The 15267-nt window shown below is 68.7% G+C and carries 14 protein-coding genes; 4 read left to right on the forward strand and 10 right to left on the reverse strand.

The genetic code is table 11. The features are described from left to right. Positions 1 to 2 precede the first annotated feature (2 nt). From ftsL to ACFM35_RS07235, 4 genes are all read right to left on the reverse strand, one after another. Entirely contained in the window at positions 3 to 596 is a 594-nt protein-coding gene (gene ftsL, locus ACFM35_RS07220) for a cell division protein FtsL (RefSeq protein WP_378840236.1), read from the reverse strand. After that, positions 593 to 1546, reverse strand: coding sequence for a 16S rRNA (cytosine(1402)-N(4))-methyltransferase RsmH (gene rsmH, locus ACFM35_RS07225; protein WP_378840238.1), 954 nt, complete (start codon positions 1544 to 1546; stop codon positions 593 to 595). The genes ftsL and rsmH overlap by 4 nt, the downstream gene beginning before the upstream one ends. Before the next feature lie 102 nt (positions 1547 to 1648). Beyond that, on the reverse strand, positions 1649 to 2080 hold the full coding sequence (gene mraZ / locus ACFM35_RS07230; RefSeq protein WP_378840685.1) for a division/cell wall cluster transcriptional repressor MraZ: 432 nt from the start codon (positions 2078 to 2080) through the stop codon (positions 1649 to 1651). Positions 2081 to 2312: 232 nt separating this feature from the next. Beyond that, positions 2313 to 2687 carry an SCO2097 family morphological protein gene (locus ACFM35_RS07235; RefSeq protein WP_378840241.1) on the reverse strand — a complete coding sequence of 125 codons (375 nt, stop codon included), beginning with the start codon at positions 2685 to 2687 and terminating at the stop codon, positions 2313 to 2315. 65 nt (positions 2688 to 2752) lie between these two features. On the opposite strand from ACFM35_RS07235, the gene ACFM35_RS07240 reads away from it, so the two are divergent. Beyond that, a complete protein-coding gene (locus tag ACFM35_RS07240) occupies positions 2753 to 3847 on the forward strand; it encodes a polyprenyl synthetase family protein (RefSeq protein ID WP_378840248.1) in 1095 nt (364 codons plus the stop codon). Positions 3848 to 3858: 11 nt separating this feature from the next. Here the strand turns inward: ACFM35_RS07240 and ACFM35_RS07245 are convergent, their stop codons facing one another. After that, positions 3859 to 4209, reverse strand: a complete 351-nt coding sequence (locus ACFM35_RS07245; RefSeq protein ID WP_378840250.1) for an Rv2175c family DNA-binding protein — start codon at positions 4207 to 4209, stop codon at positions 3859 to 3861. Between the two features lie 302 nt (positions 4210 to 4511). Here ACFM35_RS07245 and ACFM35_RS07250 point away from each other — a divergent pair, with 302 nt between their 5' ends. Together ACFM35_RS07250 and pknB are read left to right on the forward strand one after the other, a co-directional pair. Next, entirely contained in the window at positions 4512 to 5642 is a 1131-nt protein-coding gene (locus tag ACFM35_RS07250) for a LysM peptidoglycan-binding domain-containing protein (RefSeq protein ID WP_489672261.1), read from the forward strand. A gap of 72 nt (positions 5643 to 5714) precedes the next feature. After that, positions 5715 to 7658, forward strand: coding sequence for a Stk1 family PASTA domain-containing Ser/Thr kinase (gene pknB, locus ACFM35_RS07255; RefSeq protein ID WP_378840256.1), 1944 nt, complete (start codon positions 5715 to 5717; stop codon positions 7656 to 7658). Positions 7659 to 7722: 64 nt separating this feature from the next. Here the strand turns inward: pknB and ACFM35_RS07260 are convergent, their stop codons facing one another. The 3 genes from ACFM35_RS07260 to ACFM35_RS07270 form a co-directional block, all read right to left on the reverse strand. Then, positions 7723 to 9060, reverse strand: coding sequence for a class II 3-deoxy-7-phosphoheptulonate synthase (locus tag ACFM35_RS07260; protein WP_378840258.1), 1338 nt, complete (start codon positions 9058 to 9060; stop codon positions 7723 to 7725). Positions 9061 to 9138: 78 nt separating this feature from the next. After that, the gene (locus ACFM35_RS07265) at positions 9139 to 9834 is read right to left on the reverse strand and encodes a lysophospholipid acyltransferase family protein (protein ID WP_378840261.1); all 696 of its coding nucleotides are present in this window, start codon (positions 9832 to 9834) and stop codon (positions 9139 to 9141) included. A gap of 2 nt (positions 9835 to 9836) precedes the next feature. Continuing rightward, complete coding sequence (locus tag ACFM35_RS07270) at positions 9837 to 10793, reverse strand: ROK family glucokinase (RefSeq protein WP_378840264.1); 957 nt, start codon at positions 10791 to 10793, stop codon at positions 9837 to 9839. A 140-nt stretch (positions 10794 to 10933) separates the two neighbouring features. On the opposite strand from ACFM35_RS07270, the gene ACFM35_RS07275 reads away from it, so the two are divergent. After that, on the forward strand, positions 10934 to 12760 hold the full coding sequence (locus ACFM35_RS07275) for an AMP-dependent synthetase/ligase (RefSeq protein WP_378840266.1): 1827 nt from the start codon (positions 10934 to 10936) through the stop codon (positions 12758 to 12760). Between the two features lie 71 nt (positions 12761 to 12831). Here the strand turns inward: ACFM35_RS07275 and def are convergent, their stop codons facing one another. Both def and ACFM35_RS07285 read right to left on the reverse strand, forming a co-directional pair. Further along, positions 12832 to 13323 (reverse strand): peptide deformylase, encoded by a 492-nt coding sequence (def, locus tag ACFM35_RS07280; protein ID WP_378840269.1) that lies wholly within the window; start codon positions 13321 to 13323, stop codon positions 12832 to 12834. A gap of 7 nt (positions 13324 to 13330) precedes the next feature. Beyond that, a complete protein-coding gene (locus ACFM35_RS07285; protein ID WP_378840271.1) occupies positions 13331 to 15262 on the reverse strand; it encodes a nucleotide-binding protein in 1932 nt (643 codons plus the stop codon). Positions 15263 to 15267: the final 5 nt, after the last annotated feature.

Raw genomic sequence — 15267 nt, forward strand, 5'->3', positions numbered from 1 at the left:
ACTCAGTGTGTGCTGGGGGTCGGCAGACCGTCGGTCAGTGGCGGCGGCGTGTTCGATACGCCGTCCTCCGTCACCGCGGTCGGGTCGACGGTCGGGACAGGAGCGCCCTGGATCGTGGCATCCGGAGCCGTCACCAGAGGAGTCTCGGTGATGAGGGCGTTCGGCACCGTGCCACGGCCCAGAGCGTCGACGGAAGACGCCCCCAGCGATGCCGAGCCGCTCCCGAGGATCGCGGCGTCGCTGAGCCGCAGATAGCTCGGAGACTCGTCGATGACCATGCCGAGCGCCGCCGCATTGGCCGCGAGGTACTGCGGCGAATTCAGCCCGGCGATGTCGTCCTGCAGGATCTGCTTGTTCCAGTCGAGTTCGCGCTGCTGCTGGGTCAGGGCCGTCAGCTCGTACGAGCCCTGGGTCGTGACGATCGACAGCGCCATCTGGGCGGCGCCGATGGCCACGGCGCCGGCCAGCGCCACGATGCCGTACAGCAGCCGCGGGCGGCGGCGGCGAGCGGATGCCGCGACCGGCCGCAGCCCGCGGGTCGGTGTGCTCGTGGTGCGGGCGGGAAGAGCGCCCCGCGCGATGGTCGCGGTGCTCACGCCGCCTCCTTGAGTCGCTCGGCGGCGCGCAGCCGCACCGGGGTCGCGCGCGGATTGCGCGCGATCTCGTCGGCCGAAGCCTGTTCCGCTCCCTTGACCAGCAGGCGGAACTGCGGGGCGTGCTCGGGAAGCTCCACCGGCAAACCGGCCGGAGCAGTCGAGGTCGAGGCGTCTGCGAGCACGCGCTTGACCAGGCGGTCCTCGAGGGACTGATAGGACATCACGACGATGCGCCCGCCGACACGCAGACGCTCGAGAGCCGAGGGGATCGCCCGCTCGAGCACCGACAGCTCGCCGTTGACCTCGATGCGCAATGCCTGGAAGACGCGTTTCGCGGGATGACCGGCTTGTTTGAGAGCCGCGGGCGTGGCGGCCTGAAGGATGTCGACGAGCTCACCCGAGCGCTCGATGCGGCCGGCGCCGCGAGCGGAGATGATGGCACGGGCGTAGCGGCCCGCGAGCTTCTCCTCGCCGTACCGCTCGAAGATGCGGCGCAGATCGCCTTCCCCGTAGGTCGCGACGATGTCGGCGGCCGTCGTGCCGCCGCTCTGATCCATCCGCATGTCCAGGGGTGCATCCTGTGCATAGGCGAATCCCCGGTCTGCGACATCGAGCTGCAGCGACGACACCCCCAGGTCGAAGAGGATCCCGTCGACGGAGCGGAGACCGCTCCGGGTGATCGCCTCGCCGATGCCGTCGTAGACCGTATGCACCAGGGTGACGCGGTCACCGAACGGCTGCAGCCTCTCGCCCGCGATACGCAGGGCGTCGTGGTCGCGGTCGAGCCCGATGAGCCGCATTCCGGGGAAGCGCTCGAGGAAGGCTTCGGAGTGTCCGCCCATGCCGAGGGTCGCGTCCACGAGGACGGCGCCGTCGCGCTCGAGCGCGGGAGCGAGCAGCTCGACGCAGCGGTCGAGCAGGACGGGGGTGTGGATGTCGCGGAGGCTCATGGTCTCGGGGCCCTGTTCCCAGATTCCGATCCCCTTCCGCTCCGACCTGGCACCGGGGAAGTGTGTCAGGGCGTGAGCGGCGGGAGATCGCAACCGAGGACGCTAGAAGAGGCCCGGGATCACCTCCTGCTCCATATCGGCGTAGCTGTCTTCGTTGCTGTCGGCGTAGGCGTTCCAGGCGTCCGCGTTCCAGATCTCCGCGTGCGCACCGACCCCTGTGACGACGAGGTCCTTCTCGAGGCCCGCGTACGCGCGCAACGGCGGCGGGATCGTGATGCGGTTCTGGCTGTCCGGCTTCTCGGCGCTCGCGCCCGACAGGAACATGCGCAGGAAGTCGCGTGCCTGCTTGTTGGAGAGCGGCGCTTCGCGGATGCGCTCGTGCACCCGCTCGAACTCCTCCGTGCTGAACACGTACAGGCACCGCTCCTGCCCGCGGGTCACGACGATGCCGTTGCCGAGGTCTTCACGGAATTTCGCGGGGAGGATGACCCGACCCTTGTCGTCGAGCTTGGGAGCGTGCGTGCCGAGAAGCATCGCCACCACCCCCCTTCGTCCGGCCCCGCTGGGTTGCGTTCGCCACTTTACTCCACTTCCCTCCACTTACCTACAGAATTGCCGGGACTGGTGCGGCAGACGACCCACGTGCGCCCGGCGGGGGGTTCTCCGCGCGACGACGCAGGACGACGGGCGCACGAAAAAGAGCACCGACCCGAAGGTCGGTGCTCTGCAACTTCTCGCCGCCTGCTGACGCGGGCGGACTCGGTGCTCAGCGGTCTTCTTGGCGGCGCTCCCACCGGTCGTTCATGCGGTCCATGAAGGATCCGGATGACGAGGCCTTCGCCTTCGCGGGCTGTGCCGGATCGGCAGCCACGCGACCGTTGCCCGCCCGCGTCGGCGTGACCGCGAGGATCACTCCCCCCAGCATGACGACGAAGCTGATGACACCCACCACCACGAGTGGAATGGACACCCCGGCGATCAGGCCGCCGAGCCCCACCAGCACGAGGATGGTGCCGTAGACGATGTTCCGATAACTCAGAGTTCGGCCGTCCGTGGACGCGCTCACGACATCTGCGTCGTTGTGCATGAGATGGCGTTCCATCTCGTCAAGCAGACGCTGCTCCTGTTCGGAGAGTGGCATGCTTCCCCCTCTGAGATTCCCTGGGCGTAAAGTCTACGTCCGCCGTCGATCACTAGGCTAGGCCTGTGTCGCCGACCACGGATCCGATTCAAGCTGTTTCCCAGCGTCTGGACAACTTCTTCACCGCCCGACGTGTGGAAGCACAGGAATGGGGCCCCGAAGGCGAAGGTCTGATCGAAGCTGCGATCGCCGCCCTCCAGGGCGGGAAGCGTCTGCGCGCGCGGTTCTGCCTGGCGGGGTGGAGGGCTGTGGAGGAGGCGTCAGGGCGCATGACTTCGCCCGACGACGGCGTCGTGGCCGCGGCATCCGCTCTCGAGATCTTTCACGCCGCAGCACTCGTCCACGACGATCTGATCGACAACTCCGACACCCGTCGAGGGCGCCCCGCTGCCCACCGCGCTCTGGAGTCGCAGCACCGCGCGGCGGGCTGGGAGGGCGATGCCGCCGCGTTCGGCCGTTCCGGGGCCATTCTGCTGGGTGACCTGCTCGTGGCGTGGAGCGACGATCTGGCCGAGGAGGGATTCGCCGAGGCCGCCCCCGATGCCGGCGCCGGTGCGCGCCGGGAGTACGCGCTCATGCGTCGCGTCGTCACGGTCGGCCAGTTCCTCGACGTCGCCGAGGAGTCGGCGTTCCGCGCCGCGGCCGACGAGTTGCAGGCGGAGCGCGCGCTCCGGGTCGCCTCGCTGAAGTCCGCGCGTTACAGCGTGGAGCAGCCGCTGCTGATCGGGGCGGCCCTGGCCGGCGCCGACACGGCGCAGCAGCATGCGCTCTCCGCGTTCGGTCACCCGATCGGCATGGCCTTCCAACTGCGCGACGACGTTCTGGGGGTCTTCGGCGACGAGAGCGTCACCGGTAAGCCATCGGGTGACGACCTGCGCGAGGGGAAGCGCACCGTGCTCATCGCGTATGCCCGCGAGGGGATGTCGCCCGAAGACCGCTCGCGGATGGACGGTCTCATCGGCGATCCATCCTTGGATACGGCGCAGATCTCGTCGCTTCAGACGGCCATCGTCGCCTCCGGCGGGCTCGATCGCGTCGAGGCGCTCATCACCGACTACGTGGCGGCCGCCGACGATGCGCTCACGGGCGCCCCGCTCGCCGACGATGCACTGGGCGAACTACGCAGGCTGGCGCACGCCGCGACCGCTCGCACCGCCTGACGGAACCGCCCTCAGCCGGCGGACTGTGCGACGCGGCGCACTTCGCTCTTGCGTCCCGCTCGCAAGGCCGCGATCGGCGGCATTCCGATGGACTCCTCGTCCGCGAGCATCCAGTCGATGACCTCGTCGTCGGTGAAGCCGGCGTCCTGGAGCACGAAGATGGTTCCGCGAAGGGAGCCCAACGGCTCGTCCTCGACGATGAACACCGAGGGCACGGTGAGCGCACCCGTACGGCGCGTGCCGATCAGATGGCGTTCGTCCAGGAGCTGACGCACTCTGGTCAGCGGAAGTCCGAGTACGTCCACGAGCTGCGGCAGCGTCAGCCATTCGGTCTCGATGCGGGGGTCGGTCTCTCCGGTCACGAGTCCACTATCTCACTTCGGAAACCTGGAGCCGGTGACCGCGTCGCGGTGGGCGTCCGGCAGCGGCGTGGCCGACGCCCAATGCACTTTCATCACTTCTGCACCATCTGCAACTCCCTTATCACTGGTTGACACCTTTTTACTTCCGTGACACGGTGTGGGAAGTCACCGGAGAGGGAAAACTCGTGCGACCACCCGAAATGCACCGCCCGCCCGCCCGCCCGAACCCGATGCAGAACCGCGCGTTCGGCATCGGCGTACCCGCCGTCATCGTCGGCTCGCTCGCACTGTCGCTCACGGCGATGCCCGCGCACGCAGCCGGAGACGAGCGCGCCCACGCGCGCGAAACACCTCGCAGCGGTGTCCACCCTGTGGCGACCGGCTCCCACGCCGCGGTCTCGGCGCGGGTGCAGAGCGCCGTCGCACCCGACACCTACACCGTCTCCGCGGGAGACACGGTCAGTGCGATCGCCGGGAGATTCGGCCTGCGAACCGCCGACGTGCTCGCGATCAACGGACTCAGCCGCTCCTCTGTCATCTATCCGGGCCAGGTGCTGCGCTTGAACGGCGCCGTCGCCGCCGCGCCCGCGTCCGCTGCGCCTGCGACGCCGCCCGCCGCATCGGGGTCGTACACCGTCGCCGCCGGAGACACGATCAGTGCGATCGCACGGGCGCACGGAACGAGCATCCAAGCCGTGCTCGACGCCAACGGCCTGACGCGGGCGTCGATCATCTATCCAGGTCAGGCTCTGGCCCTCCCCGGGTCGGTCGCCGCCACGGCGTCGGCGCCCGCCGCCGTGGTGCCGGCGTCGGCCCCCGCCGTGACATCCGGCGCGTACACCGTCGAGGCAGGCGACACGATCAGCGCGATCGCGAGCCGTCACGGCACGACGACCCGCGCGATCCTCGACGCGAACGGACTGACGACAGCGTCGATCATCTACCCCGGGCAGAGCATCGCCCTTCCGGCCGCGGGTATGGTCACCGCCGCATCCGTCACCCCCCTGTCCGCCGCGGCAAGCTCGAGCCTCGATGCGGAACAGGCGGCCAACGCGCAGATGATCATCCGTGTCGGCCGCGAGATGGGCGTGCCCGACCGTGGCATCACCATTGCACTCGGCACGGCCATGCAGGAATCGTGGCTGCGCAACCTGGACTGGGGCGACCGCGACTCGCTCGGGCTGTTCCAACAGCGTCCCAGCATGGGCTGGGGCAGCGCCGACCAGGTGCGCGATGGCGACCGTGCCGCGCGGGCGTTCTTCGGCGGCCCGTCGGATCCCAACGGGTCGACGACGCGCGGACTTCTGGACATCGCGGGCTGGCAGAGCATGAGCTTCGCGGATGCCGCGCAGGCGGTGCAGATCTCTGCATACCCCGACCGTTACGCTCAGTGGGAGCAGCCCGCCTCCTCGTGGCTCGCCGCCCTCGGCTGATCGTGTCTCGACCCGGTCACGGAGGGTGAGCCGCTGCCGGGTCGGACTGCACCCGCTCCGTAGACTCTCACCGTGAGCACGAGTCAGCAGGCCGACCCGCTGATCGGCCGTCTCGTCGACGGTCGATACCGTGTTCGCGCGCGCATCGCGCGGGGCGGGATGGCCACCGTGTACGTCGCCACCGATCTGCGCCTCGAGCGCCGGGTCGCCCTCAAAGTCATGCACGGGCACTTGAGCGACGACTCGGTGTTCCAGAGCCGATTCATCCAGGAGGCGCGCTCCGCAGCACGGCTGGCGGATCCGCATGTCGTGAACGTCTTCGATCAGGGACAGGACGGCGACACCGCCTACCTGGTGATGGAGTATCTGCCCGGTATCACCCTGCGTGAGCTCATGCGGGACCAGCGGCGCCTGAGCGTGGCGCAGACCGTGACCATCATGGACGCGGTGCTCGCAGGGCTTGCGGCCGCGCACCGCGGGGGCATCGTCCACCGCGATGTGAAACCCGAGAACGTGCTGCTCGCCGAAGACGGCCGCATCAAGATCGGCGACTTCGGCCTCGCCCGCGCCACGACGGCGAACACGGCGACCGGGCAGATGCTCCTCGGCACGATCGCGTATCTCGCGCCCGAGCTCGTCACCCGTGGCACGGCGGATGCGCGCAGCGACATCTATGCCCTCGGCATCATGCTGTACGAGATGCTCGTCGGCGAGCAGCCCTACAAGGGCGAGCAGCCGATGCAGATCGCCTTCCAGCACGCGACCGATTCGGTCCCTCGCCCCAGTGCCAAGAACCCCGGTGTGCCCGAGCCGCTGGACGAACTGGTGCTGTGGGCCACCGAGAAGTCTCCCGACGATCGTCCGAACGACGCCGCGCAGATGCTCGAGCGGTTGCGCGAGATCGAGCGCGATCTCGGGATCAGCCCGCAGGTCGCGCGGGCGACCGCCGCTGCCGGACCCGCGCACGACGACGGACTCGACTCGGACGAGATCACCAGCATCCTTCCGTCCTCCATCACCGCCCCGCTCGCGACGGTCGACGCGAGCGACAATGCCACCCGCCTGCGTCGGGCGACGAAGAGACGGGCGGCGAAGGGCATCTGGACCATCGTCGTCGTGGCCCTCCTGGCCGGCCTCGCCGGGGGCACCGGCTGGTGGTTCGGGTCGGGACCGGGTTCGCTGGTCGCCGTTCCCAACGTCGCGGGTCAGTCGTTCGCCGACGCCACGGCGACGCTCGCCGCGCAGACGCTGTCCGCGACCCAGCGAGACGTGTACGACTTCGACGTGCCGGCCGGCACCGCCGTCGGCACCGATCCTGCGGCAGGGATGAGACTCGACAAGGAGGCCGCCGTCGTCGTGCTCGTCTCCCAGGGTCCGCAGCCCCACGATGTCGCGGCGCTCGCGGGGATGTCGGCCGCGCAGGCTCGCCAGCAGCTCGAGGCGGCACGCGTCACGGTGAGCGATGACCAGAAGTCCTTCGGAGAGGCCGCCACCGACAGCGTCATCGCCGCATCGGTCACGCCCCGCGCCGGTGGGGAGCCCCAGAACTGCACCGACGGCTGCACGCTCTACGAGGGAGACACCGCCGTACTCTCGGTGTCGCTCGGGCCGGTGCCGAACGTCTCGGGACTGAGCATCTCGGCCGCGACGTCGGCTCTCACGGGTGTCGGCCTGCAGGTCAGCGGCGACAACGCCGAGGACTTCAGCGACTCGGTCGCCGACGGCAAGGTGATCGGCATGCTGGATCGCGAGGGCGGCGGCAGCTGGGTCCCCGGCGACACCGTGACTCTGATCGTCTCGCAGGGGCCGCCGCTGTTCCCCGTGCCCGATCTCACCGGCATGACGCTGGCGGCCGCCCGCGGCGCCCTCGAGAAGAGCGGCTTCAAGATCGAGTACGACGGGCGGTGGGACTCGTTCCCCGACGCCTTTACGAAGGTCGAGTCGCAGAGCCCTGCGGCGGCGACCCAGCGGCCGAAGGGCACCGTCATCTCGGTGCGCATCGCCGCCTCGCTCTGATCCGCTCTGCCGCGGGACCTGACGTGCCGGATGCCTCGGGGCGAGGCATCCGCGCTCGCCGTGGTCAGAGCTTCTCGAGCTCCTCGGCCACCAGGAACGCCAGCTCGAGGCTCTGCATGTGGTTCAGGCGCGGATCGCACAATGACTCGTAGCGCATCGCGAGGGTCTTCTCGTCGATGTGCTCAGAACCTCCGAGGCACTCCGTGACGTCGTCGCCTGTGAGCTCGACGTGGATGCCTCCGGGGAACGTGCCGACGGCGCGATGCGCGTCGAAGAACCCGCGCACCTCGTCGACGACGTCGTCGAAGCGGCGTGTCTTGTAGCCGGTGGGTGTCGTGATGCCGTTGCCGTGCATGGGGTCGGTGACCCACAGCGGAGTCGCCCCCGAGTCGCGCACGGCTTCCAGCAGCGGCGGCAGTGCGTCGCGGATCTTGCCCGCGCCCATGCGCGTGATGAACGTGAGGCGACCCGGCTCGCGCTCGGGGTCGAGCGTGTCGATCAACCGCAGCGCCGTCTCGGGCGTGGTGGTCGGTCCGAGCTTGACGCCGATGGGGTTTCGGATCTTCGAGAAATAGTCGATGTGCGCGCCGTCGAGGTCGCGGGTGCGCTCGCCGATCCAGACGAAGTGGGCCGAGGTGTTGTAGGGCGTACCCGTGCGCGAATCGATGCGCGTCATGGGTCGCTCGTAGTCCATCAGCAGGCCCTCGTGACCGGTGTAGAACTCGACCCGCTTGAGCTCGTCGAAGTCGGCGCCGGCGGCCTCCATGAATTTGATCGCGCGATCGATCTCCTGCGCGAGACGCTCGTACTGCTGGTTGGCGGGGTTCTGCGCGAAGCCCTTGTTCCAGGAATGCACCTCGCGGAGGTCGGCGAAGCCGCCCTGGGTGAACGCCCGGATCAGATTTATCGTCGACGCGGCGGTGTGGTAGCCCTTCAGCAGTCGCTGCGGGTCGGGCGTGCGGGAGGCCTCCGTGAAATCGAAGCCGTTCACGATGTCGCCGCGGTACGCGGGCAGCGTGACGTCGCCGCGCGTCTCGGTGTCGCTCGAGCGCGGCTTCGCGAACTGGCCCGCCATGCGGCCCATCTTCACGATCGGCATGGACGCGCCGTAGGTCAAGACGACGGCCATCTGCAGCACGGTCTTGATGCGGTTGCGGATCTGCTCCGCCGTCGCGCCGGCGAAAGTCTCGGCGCAATCGCCACCCTGCAGCAGGAATGCCCGGCCGGACGCGGCGCGGGCGAGACGCTCACGCAGGAGATCGACCTCACCGGCGAAGACCAGCGGCGGCAGCGTGGCGATCTCGGCCGAGACCGCGGCTACGGCGTCGGCGTCGGTCCACGACGGCTGCTGTTTGATGGGCAGAGTCCGCCAGTGGTCGAGGGCGTCGGGCTGCTGAGGCATCCGCTCAGTCTATCCGCGCGGATGCTCGCCTCTGGAGCATGATGACGGAATCAGCGGGGCGGGATCACGACGACACTCTCAGGGGGACACGGCGGATGCCGCGGCCCGGTCCTTCACGCTCGAGGCGTAGACGTCTTCGTACTCCTGCTCCCCCAGCCGCTGCAGAGCGACGATGATCTCGTCGGTGACGGACCGAAGGATGTAGCGGTCGCCTTCCATGCCCGCGAAGCGCGAGAAGTCCAGTGGTTCGCCGATGACGATGCCCACCCGGACGATGCGGGGGACGGTCCGTCCGATCGGCATCATAGTGTCGGTGTCGACCATGACGACGGGCACCACGGGAACGCGGGCCTCCAGGGCCATCCGCGCGATCCCGGTCCGCCCCCGGTAGAGCTTGCCGTCGGGGCTGCGGGTGCCCTCGGGGTAGATCCCGAGCAGGTCGCCGCGCCCGAGCACCTGAAGTCCGGTGTTGAGCGAGGCTTCTGACGCCTTGCCGCCCGACCGGTCGATCGGTATCTGCCCGGTGGCCTTCATGAAGAACCGCGTCGCCCGACCCTTGATGCCTTTGCCGGTGAAGTAGTCGCTCTTGGCGAGGAAGGACATCGGGCGGTCGATCATGAGCGGCAGGAACACCGAATCGCTCACCGAGAGGTGGTTGCTGGCGAGGATCGCCGCGCCCTCGGTGGGGATGTTTCGACGGCCGATGATCCACGGTCGCCAGATCGCTTTGACGATCGGTCCGATCACCACGTACTTCATCAGCCAATAGAACATCGTCAGACGATCCGCTCGATGGTGCGGATCTCGGCCTCGGCCAGGTCGGCCGCCCCGATCAGGCCCGCATCGTTGCCCAGCTGCGCGATCGCGAATTCGGCGATGTGACGTTCGCCGTACCCGGGGAGAGAGTGGTCGTAGGCGATCCGCATCGGTTCGAGCAGCGCTTCACCCAGCTGGGCGACTCCGCCGCCGATCACGAACACCTCGGGGTCGAGTACCGCCTGGAAGCCGCCGCATGCCTCGCCCAGCGCGGTCGCCACGCGATGCAGCGCCTCGATCGCGCCAGGATCGCCGGCCAGGACGAGCCGCGAGATGTCCGGCCCCTCGAGCGCGCCGGTCTCCGTTCGCAGCGCCGCGAGGCCGGCCCCGATGCCGCCGTCGTCGGCGATCGCGTGGGCCTCGCGCTGCAGCGCTCGTCCGGAGGCGTACTGTTCGAGGCATCCGCTCTGCCCGCAGCCGCACGGGTGTCCGTCGCGGATGAAGCGCGTGTGGCCCAATTCGCCCGCGATGCCGTGGCCGCCGCGGTGCAGGCCTCCGCCGATCACCACGGCTCCCCCGACACCCGTGCCCATCGTGAGCATGACCATGTCCGTGAATCCGCGACCGGCGCCGTAGCGGAACTCCGCCCACCCGGCGGCGTTGGCGTCATTGTCGATCGTCACGGGGACATCGATGCGCGCCTCGAGGATCGCGCGCAGCGGCTCGTTCTCCCACGCGATGTTCGGAGCGTGGATCACGGTGGACTGGTCTCTGTCGATGAAGCCCGCAGCGGCGACGCCGACCGCCACGATCTCGTGACGGTCACCGAGGTGGTGCACCATGTCGATCACGGCATCGGACAGTGCCGTCGTGTCGACAGGCGTGCTGACGCGGAGCTTCTCGATGATGCGGCCCTCGCCGTCGACCACACCGCCCGCGATCTTCGTCCCGCCGATATCGATTCCGACCCTGAGCACGGCATTCCTTTCCGGCCTGCGCGTGCCCGCGCGGCGCCTTGCAGTCTAGCGGGGCGCCGCATCCGGCCGAGGGTTCTCGCGGGTGCACGCGGTAGACTGACGAGGAGACTGAACTTCCACGAGTGCCGAAGGAGCTGCCCGTGATCCAATTCGACGTACCCGCCATCGTGCCCGCCGACCCGCAGGCGAACATCGCCGATCTGCTGGTCGAGAGGGCTGCCGCCACCCCCGATCTCGCCCTGTTCGCCGTCCCGGACGGTGCTGGCTGGCGTGACATCACCGCCGCGGCGTTCGAGCGCCAGGTGATCGCGCTCGCCAAGGGTTTCGCCGCGTCGGGTATCGAGCCCGGCGACAAGGTCGCCTTCCTCGCGCGGACGACCTACCAGTGGACCCTGGTGGACTTCGCACTGTTCTACGCGGGCGCGGTGATGGTGCCCGTCTATGAGACCAGCTCCCCTGCACAGATCCAGTGGATCCTCTCGGACTCGGGCGCGATCGCGATGATCCTCGAGAGCCCGGACCACGCGGCGAGCCTCGACGAGGTGCGCGCTGATCTTCCGCTCATCCGCACCGTGTGGGAGATGCACCGGGGAGATCTCGACAAGCTGGTCGCGAAGGGCGAGGGGGTTTCGGATGCCGAGATCGTCCGACGCCGTTCGATCGCCGATGGCGCCGACATCGCGACGCTCATCTACACGTCGGGTTCGACGGGGCGGCCCAAGGGGTGCGTGCTCACACACGCGAACTTCGTCGAGTTGTGCCGCAACTCGGCCAGGTCGCTGCATGAGGTCGTGTCGGTGCCGGGCGCGTCCACGCTGCTGTTCATCACGACGGCGCACGTCTTCGCGCGGTTCATCTCGATCCTCGACATCCACGCGGGTGTGAAGACCGGGCATCAGCCCGACACGAAGCAGCTCCTTCCGGCCCTCGGATCCTTCAAGCCCTCCTTCCTGCTCGCCGTCCCGCGTGTGTTCGAGAAGGTGTACAACTCGGCCGAGCAGAAGGCCGAGGCGGGCGGCAAGGGGAAGATCTTCCGCGCTGCGGCCCACACCGCGATCGAGCACTCCACGCTCCAGGCAGCGGGCAAGAAGGTCCCCTTCGGCACCCGGATCAAGTTCGCCGTGTTCGACCGGCTCGTCTACAGCAAGCTGCGCGCGGCGATGGGTGGCCGGGTGGTGTACGCCGTCTCGGGTTCCGCGCCGCTCGGCGCGCGCTTGGGACACTTCTTCCACAGCCTGGGCGTCGTCATCCTCGAGGGCTACGGCCTCACCGAGACGACGGCGCCCGCCACCGTCAACCTCGCGAAGAAGTCGAAGATCGGGTCCGTCGGTCCGGTGCTGCCCGGGGTCGGTGTCCGACTCGCCGATGACGGTGAGATCGAAGTGCGCGGGATAAACGTCTTCAAGGAGTACTGGCGCAATCCTGAGGCGACCGCAGCGGCTTTCGACGGCGAATGGTTCAAGACCGGCGACATCGGATCATTCGATGACGAGGGCTTCCTGTCGATCACCGGCCGCAAGAAAGAGATCATCGTGACCGCGGCGGGCAAGAACGTCGCCCCTGCCGCGCTCGAAGACCCGATCCGAGCGAACCCGATCGTAGGTCAGGTCGTCGTCGTCGGCGACCAGAGGCCCTTCATCGCCGCGCTCGTCACGCTCGATTCCGAGATGCTTCCGACGTGGCTCGCGAACAACGGCCTGTCCGCCGACATGACGGCGACGGATGCCGCGACCCACCCCGCGGTGAAGGCCGAAGTGCAGCGGGCGATCGACATCGCGAACAAGACCGTCTCCCGTGCGGAGTCGATCCGCAAATTCGTCATCCTGCCGACGGAATGGACGGAGGCCAGCGGCCATCTGACACCGAAGATGAGCATCAAGCGCAACGTCATCATGCAGGATTTCGCGGCCGACGTCGAGGAGCTGTACGACGTTCCCGTGAACACCACGAACGTGTCGCTCAAGTAGGAGTGATGAAGAAGGCCCTGCACCTCGGTGCGGGGCCTTCCTCATCGACACCCGGAACCCGCCGTCGCGGATCAGAACCAGTCGGACTCGCGCACTTCGCGCATCGCCACACGCCGCGTCTCGGCGGGCAGACGGTCCAGATACAGCCTGCCGTCGAGATGATCGGTCTCGTGCTGCAGCGCCTGCGCCAGCAGACCGTCGCCCTCGAGTACGACCTCCCGGCCGTCCAGGTCGATGCCCACCACTTTCGCGTGCGGGTGCCGAAGCGCCTCGTGCCAGAGCCCCGGCACCGACAGGCACCCCTCGCTCACAGGTTCGGGCTCGCCCGAGACCTCGACCAGGACCGGGTTGATGACATAGCCGATATCGCCGTCGATGTTGTAGCTGAACACCCGTTGGCCGACCCCGATCTGGGGCGCGGCGACGCCGGCCCTCCCAGGGAGCTCCACGGTGTCGAGGAGGTCCTGCACCAGGGCACGCACCCCGTCGTCGATCTCGACGACGGGCGCGCTGGTCGCGCGCAGGACGGGGTCGCCGAAGATCCTGATGGGTCGGACAGCCATCGTTCGCCTACGCCGCCGATGCGAGGGCCCGCAGGCCCTCCACCACCGCGGCGGCCAGTCGCCGCGCGGCCAGCCGCGTCGCGGGCTGCAGGTTGCTGAAGGTGATCGCGCTGCCGGCGGCGATCAGAGGGTCGTACGGCATGCGGACGACAGTCCGGACGCGGGTGCGGAAGTGCGTCTCCAGCTCTTCCTGACGCACGAGAGGTGTGCCGGGACGAGAGGTGTTCAGCACGACCACGGCATTGCGGACCTGGTCTTGATACCCGTTGGTCTCCAGCCACGTGAGCGTTTCCGAGGCCAGGCGCGCCTCGTCGACGCTCAGCCCGGCGACGACCACGATCGCGTCCGCAGCCTCGAGGGTCGCCCCCATGACGGAGTGGACGATGCCCGTTCCGGTGTCGGTGAGCACGATCGAGTAGTAGTGCGCGGCGATCGTCGCGACATCCTGGTAGTCGCGATCGCTCAACGCTTCCGAGACACGAGGATCGGAATCCGAAGCGAGCACGTCGAGTCGTGTGGCGTCACGCGCCACGACCGACGAGACGTCTTTATATCCGCTGACGTTGTCACGGATGCGGACCAGATCCCGGACGGTCTTGCCGTTGGAGTTCGCGATGCGCTCGGCGAGCGTTCCCCGGTCGGGGTTCGCATCGATCGCGATCACGCGGTCGTCGCGGGCATCGGCGAGGGCCATCCCGAGCAGCGTGGTGATCGTCGTCTTGCCGACGCCCCCCTTGCGCGAGAGCACCGGAACGAATCGCGCGTTGCCGTCGAGCGGCAAACCGATGAGACGATCGAGTTCTTTGCGACTGCGGGCCCTCTTTCCGTCACCGAGATTGATCCGGCGACCCGAGATCGAGTAGACGAAGTGTCGCCACCGGCCCTCAGGCTCGGGCCGCACGATCTGGGAAGGGTCCAGCAGGCGGTCGGCTGTCAGGAGGTCCGATGATTCGCGGTCGGGCTCGAACTCGCCGACCCGCTTGGACGCGAGGGTCACCTCGTGGCGTGTCTGGACCCGCTCGACAGCATGAGCGCGGTCCGTACGGTCGACGGTGGACTCCGGATGCTGCGCCCCGCGTCGCGTCGTCGGAACCGATCCCGTCGTCGGCGGCGTCGCGGCCTTCGACGGCAGGGCGGGCCCGGTGGTCGGGTTCGGCTCCGGCGCGCGGTCCGCGTGCGTCACGTCGTCCTCCTGGTCGTGCCCGTCGACCCCCGACGGCGGCACCGGGGCATCGTCTTCGTCATGCCCCGCTGTCACACCGTATCCTGCCGGAGCGACGATGGGGGTGGCATCCGGGACCGCGTCCCCCGTGCTGTCATCCCCGGATCCAGGGAGAGCGAAGGCACCCGACTCATTCCTCCCGCGCCCGTCGAGTTCGATCACGACCGCACCGGCGAACGGCTCGTCCCTGCTGGGGCTCCCCTCAGCGCGGGCCGTCGACCCGACGTCGGTGGTGTCGAGGGCTGCCCCCGACGCGCCCGAGGCGCCCTCGTCGGCGAACTCGGATCCGAACTCCGGCGCGACGACGTCGGCGATCAGGTCGGCACTCGTCTCGCGATCGTCCTCGGTGGCGATCCCGGGCCGGCCGGTGTCTCCGGTTTCCGGCTCATCGATCTCGGCTTCGACGGTCTCGATCTCGGGCGGGTGCGCCCGCGCATGCCGGGTGAATTCCACGGGTGCGGTGTTCGGGGCGACGTCGCCCGCTGCGGAGGGAAGCGAGAGCGAGGCCGGGTCGAACCCCGCGGGTTCGACCTCATCGTCGATGACATCGTCGTCATCCTCGAGTTCGTCCTCCGAGGACGGAGGAAGGACGACGCTGAGCTGCTCGGTGACTCCCCCGACGATGCCGATGCTCGTCGTCTCGAGGCTCCCGGAATCGCCGAGGACTCCGTTTTCCAGGTCGTCTTCCGGCGTACGGTCGTTGCGGTCAGGGGCCATTGCAC

Source organism: Microbacterium songi (assembly GCF_042747925.1).
Taxonomy (GTDB): Bacteria; Actinomycetota; Actinomycetes; order Actinomycetales; family Microbacteriaceae; genus Microbacterium.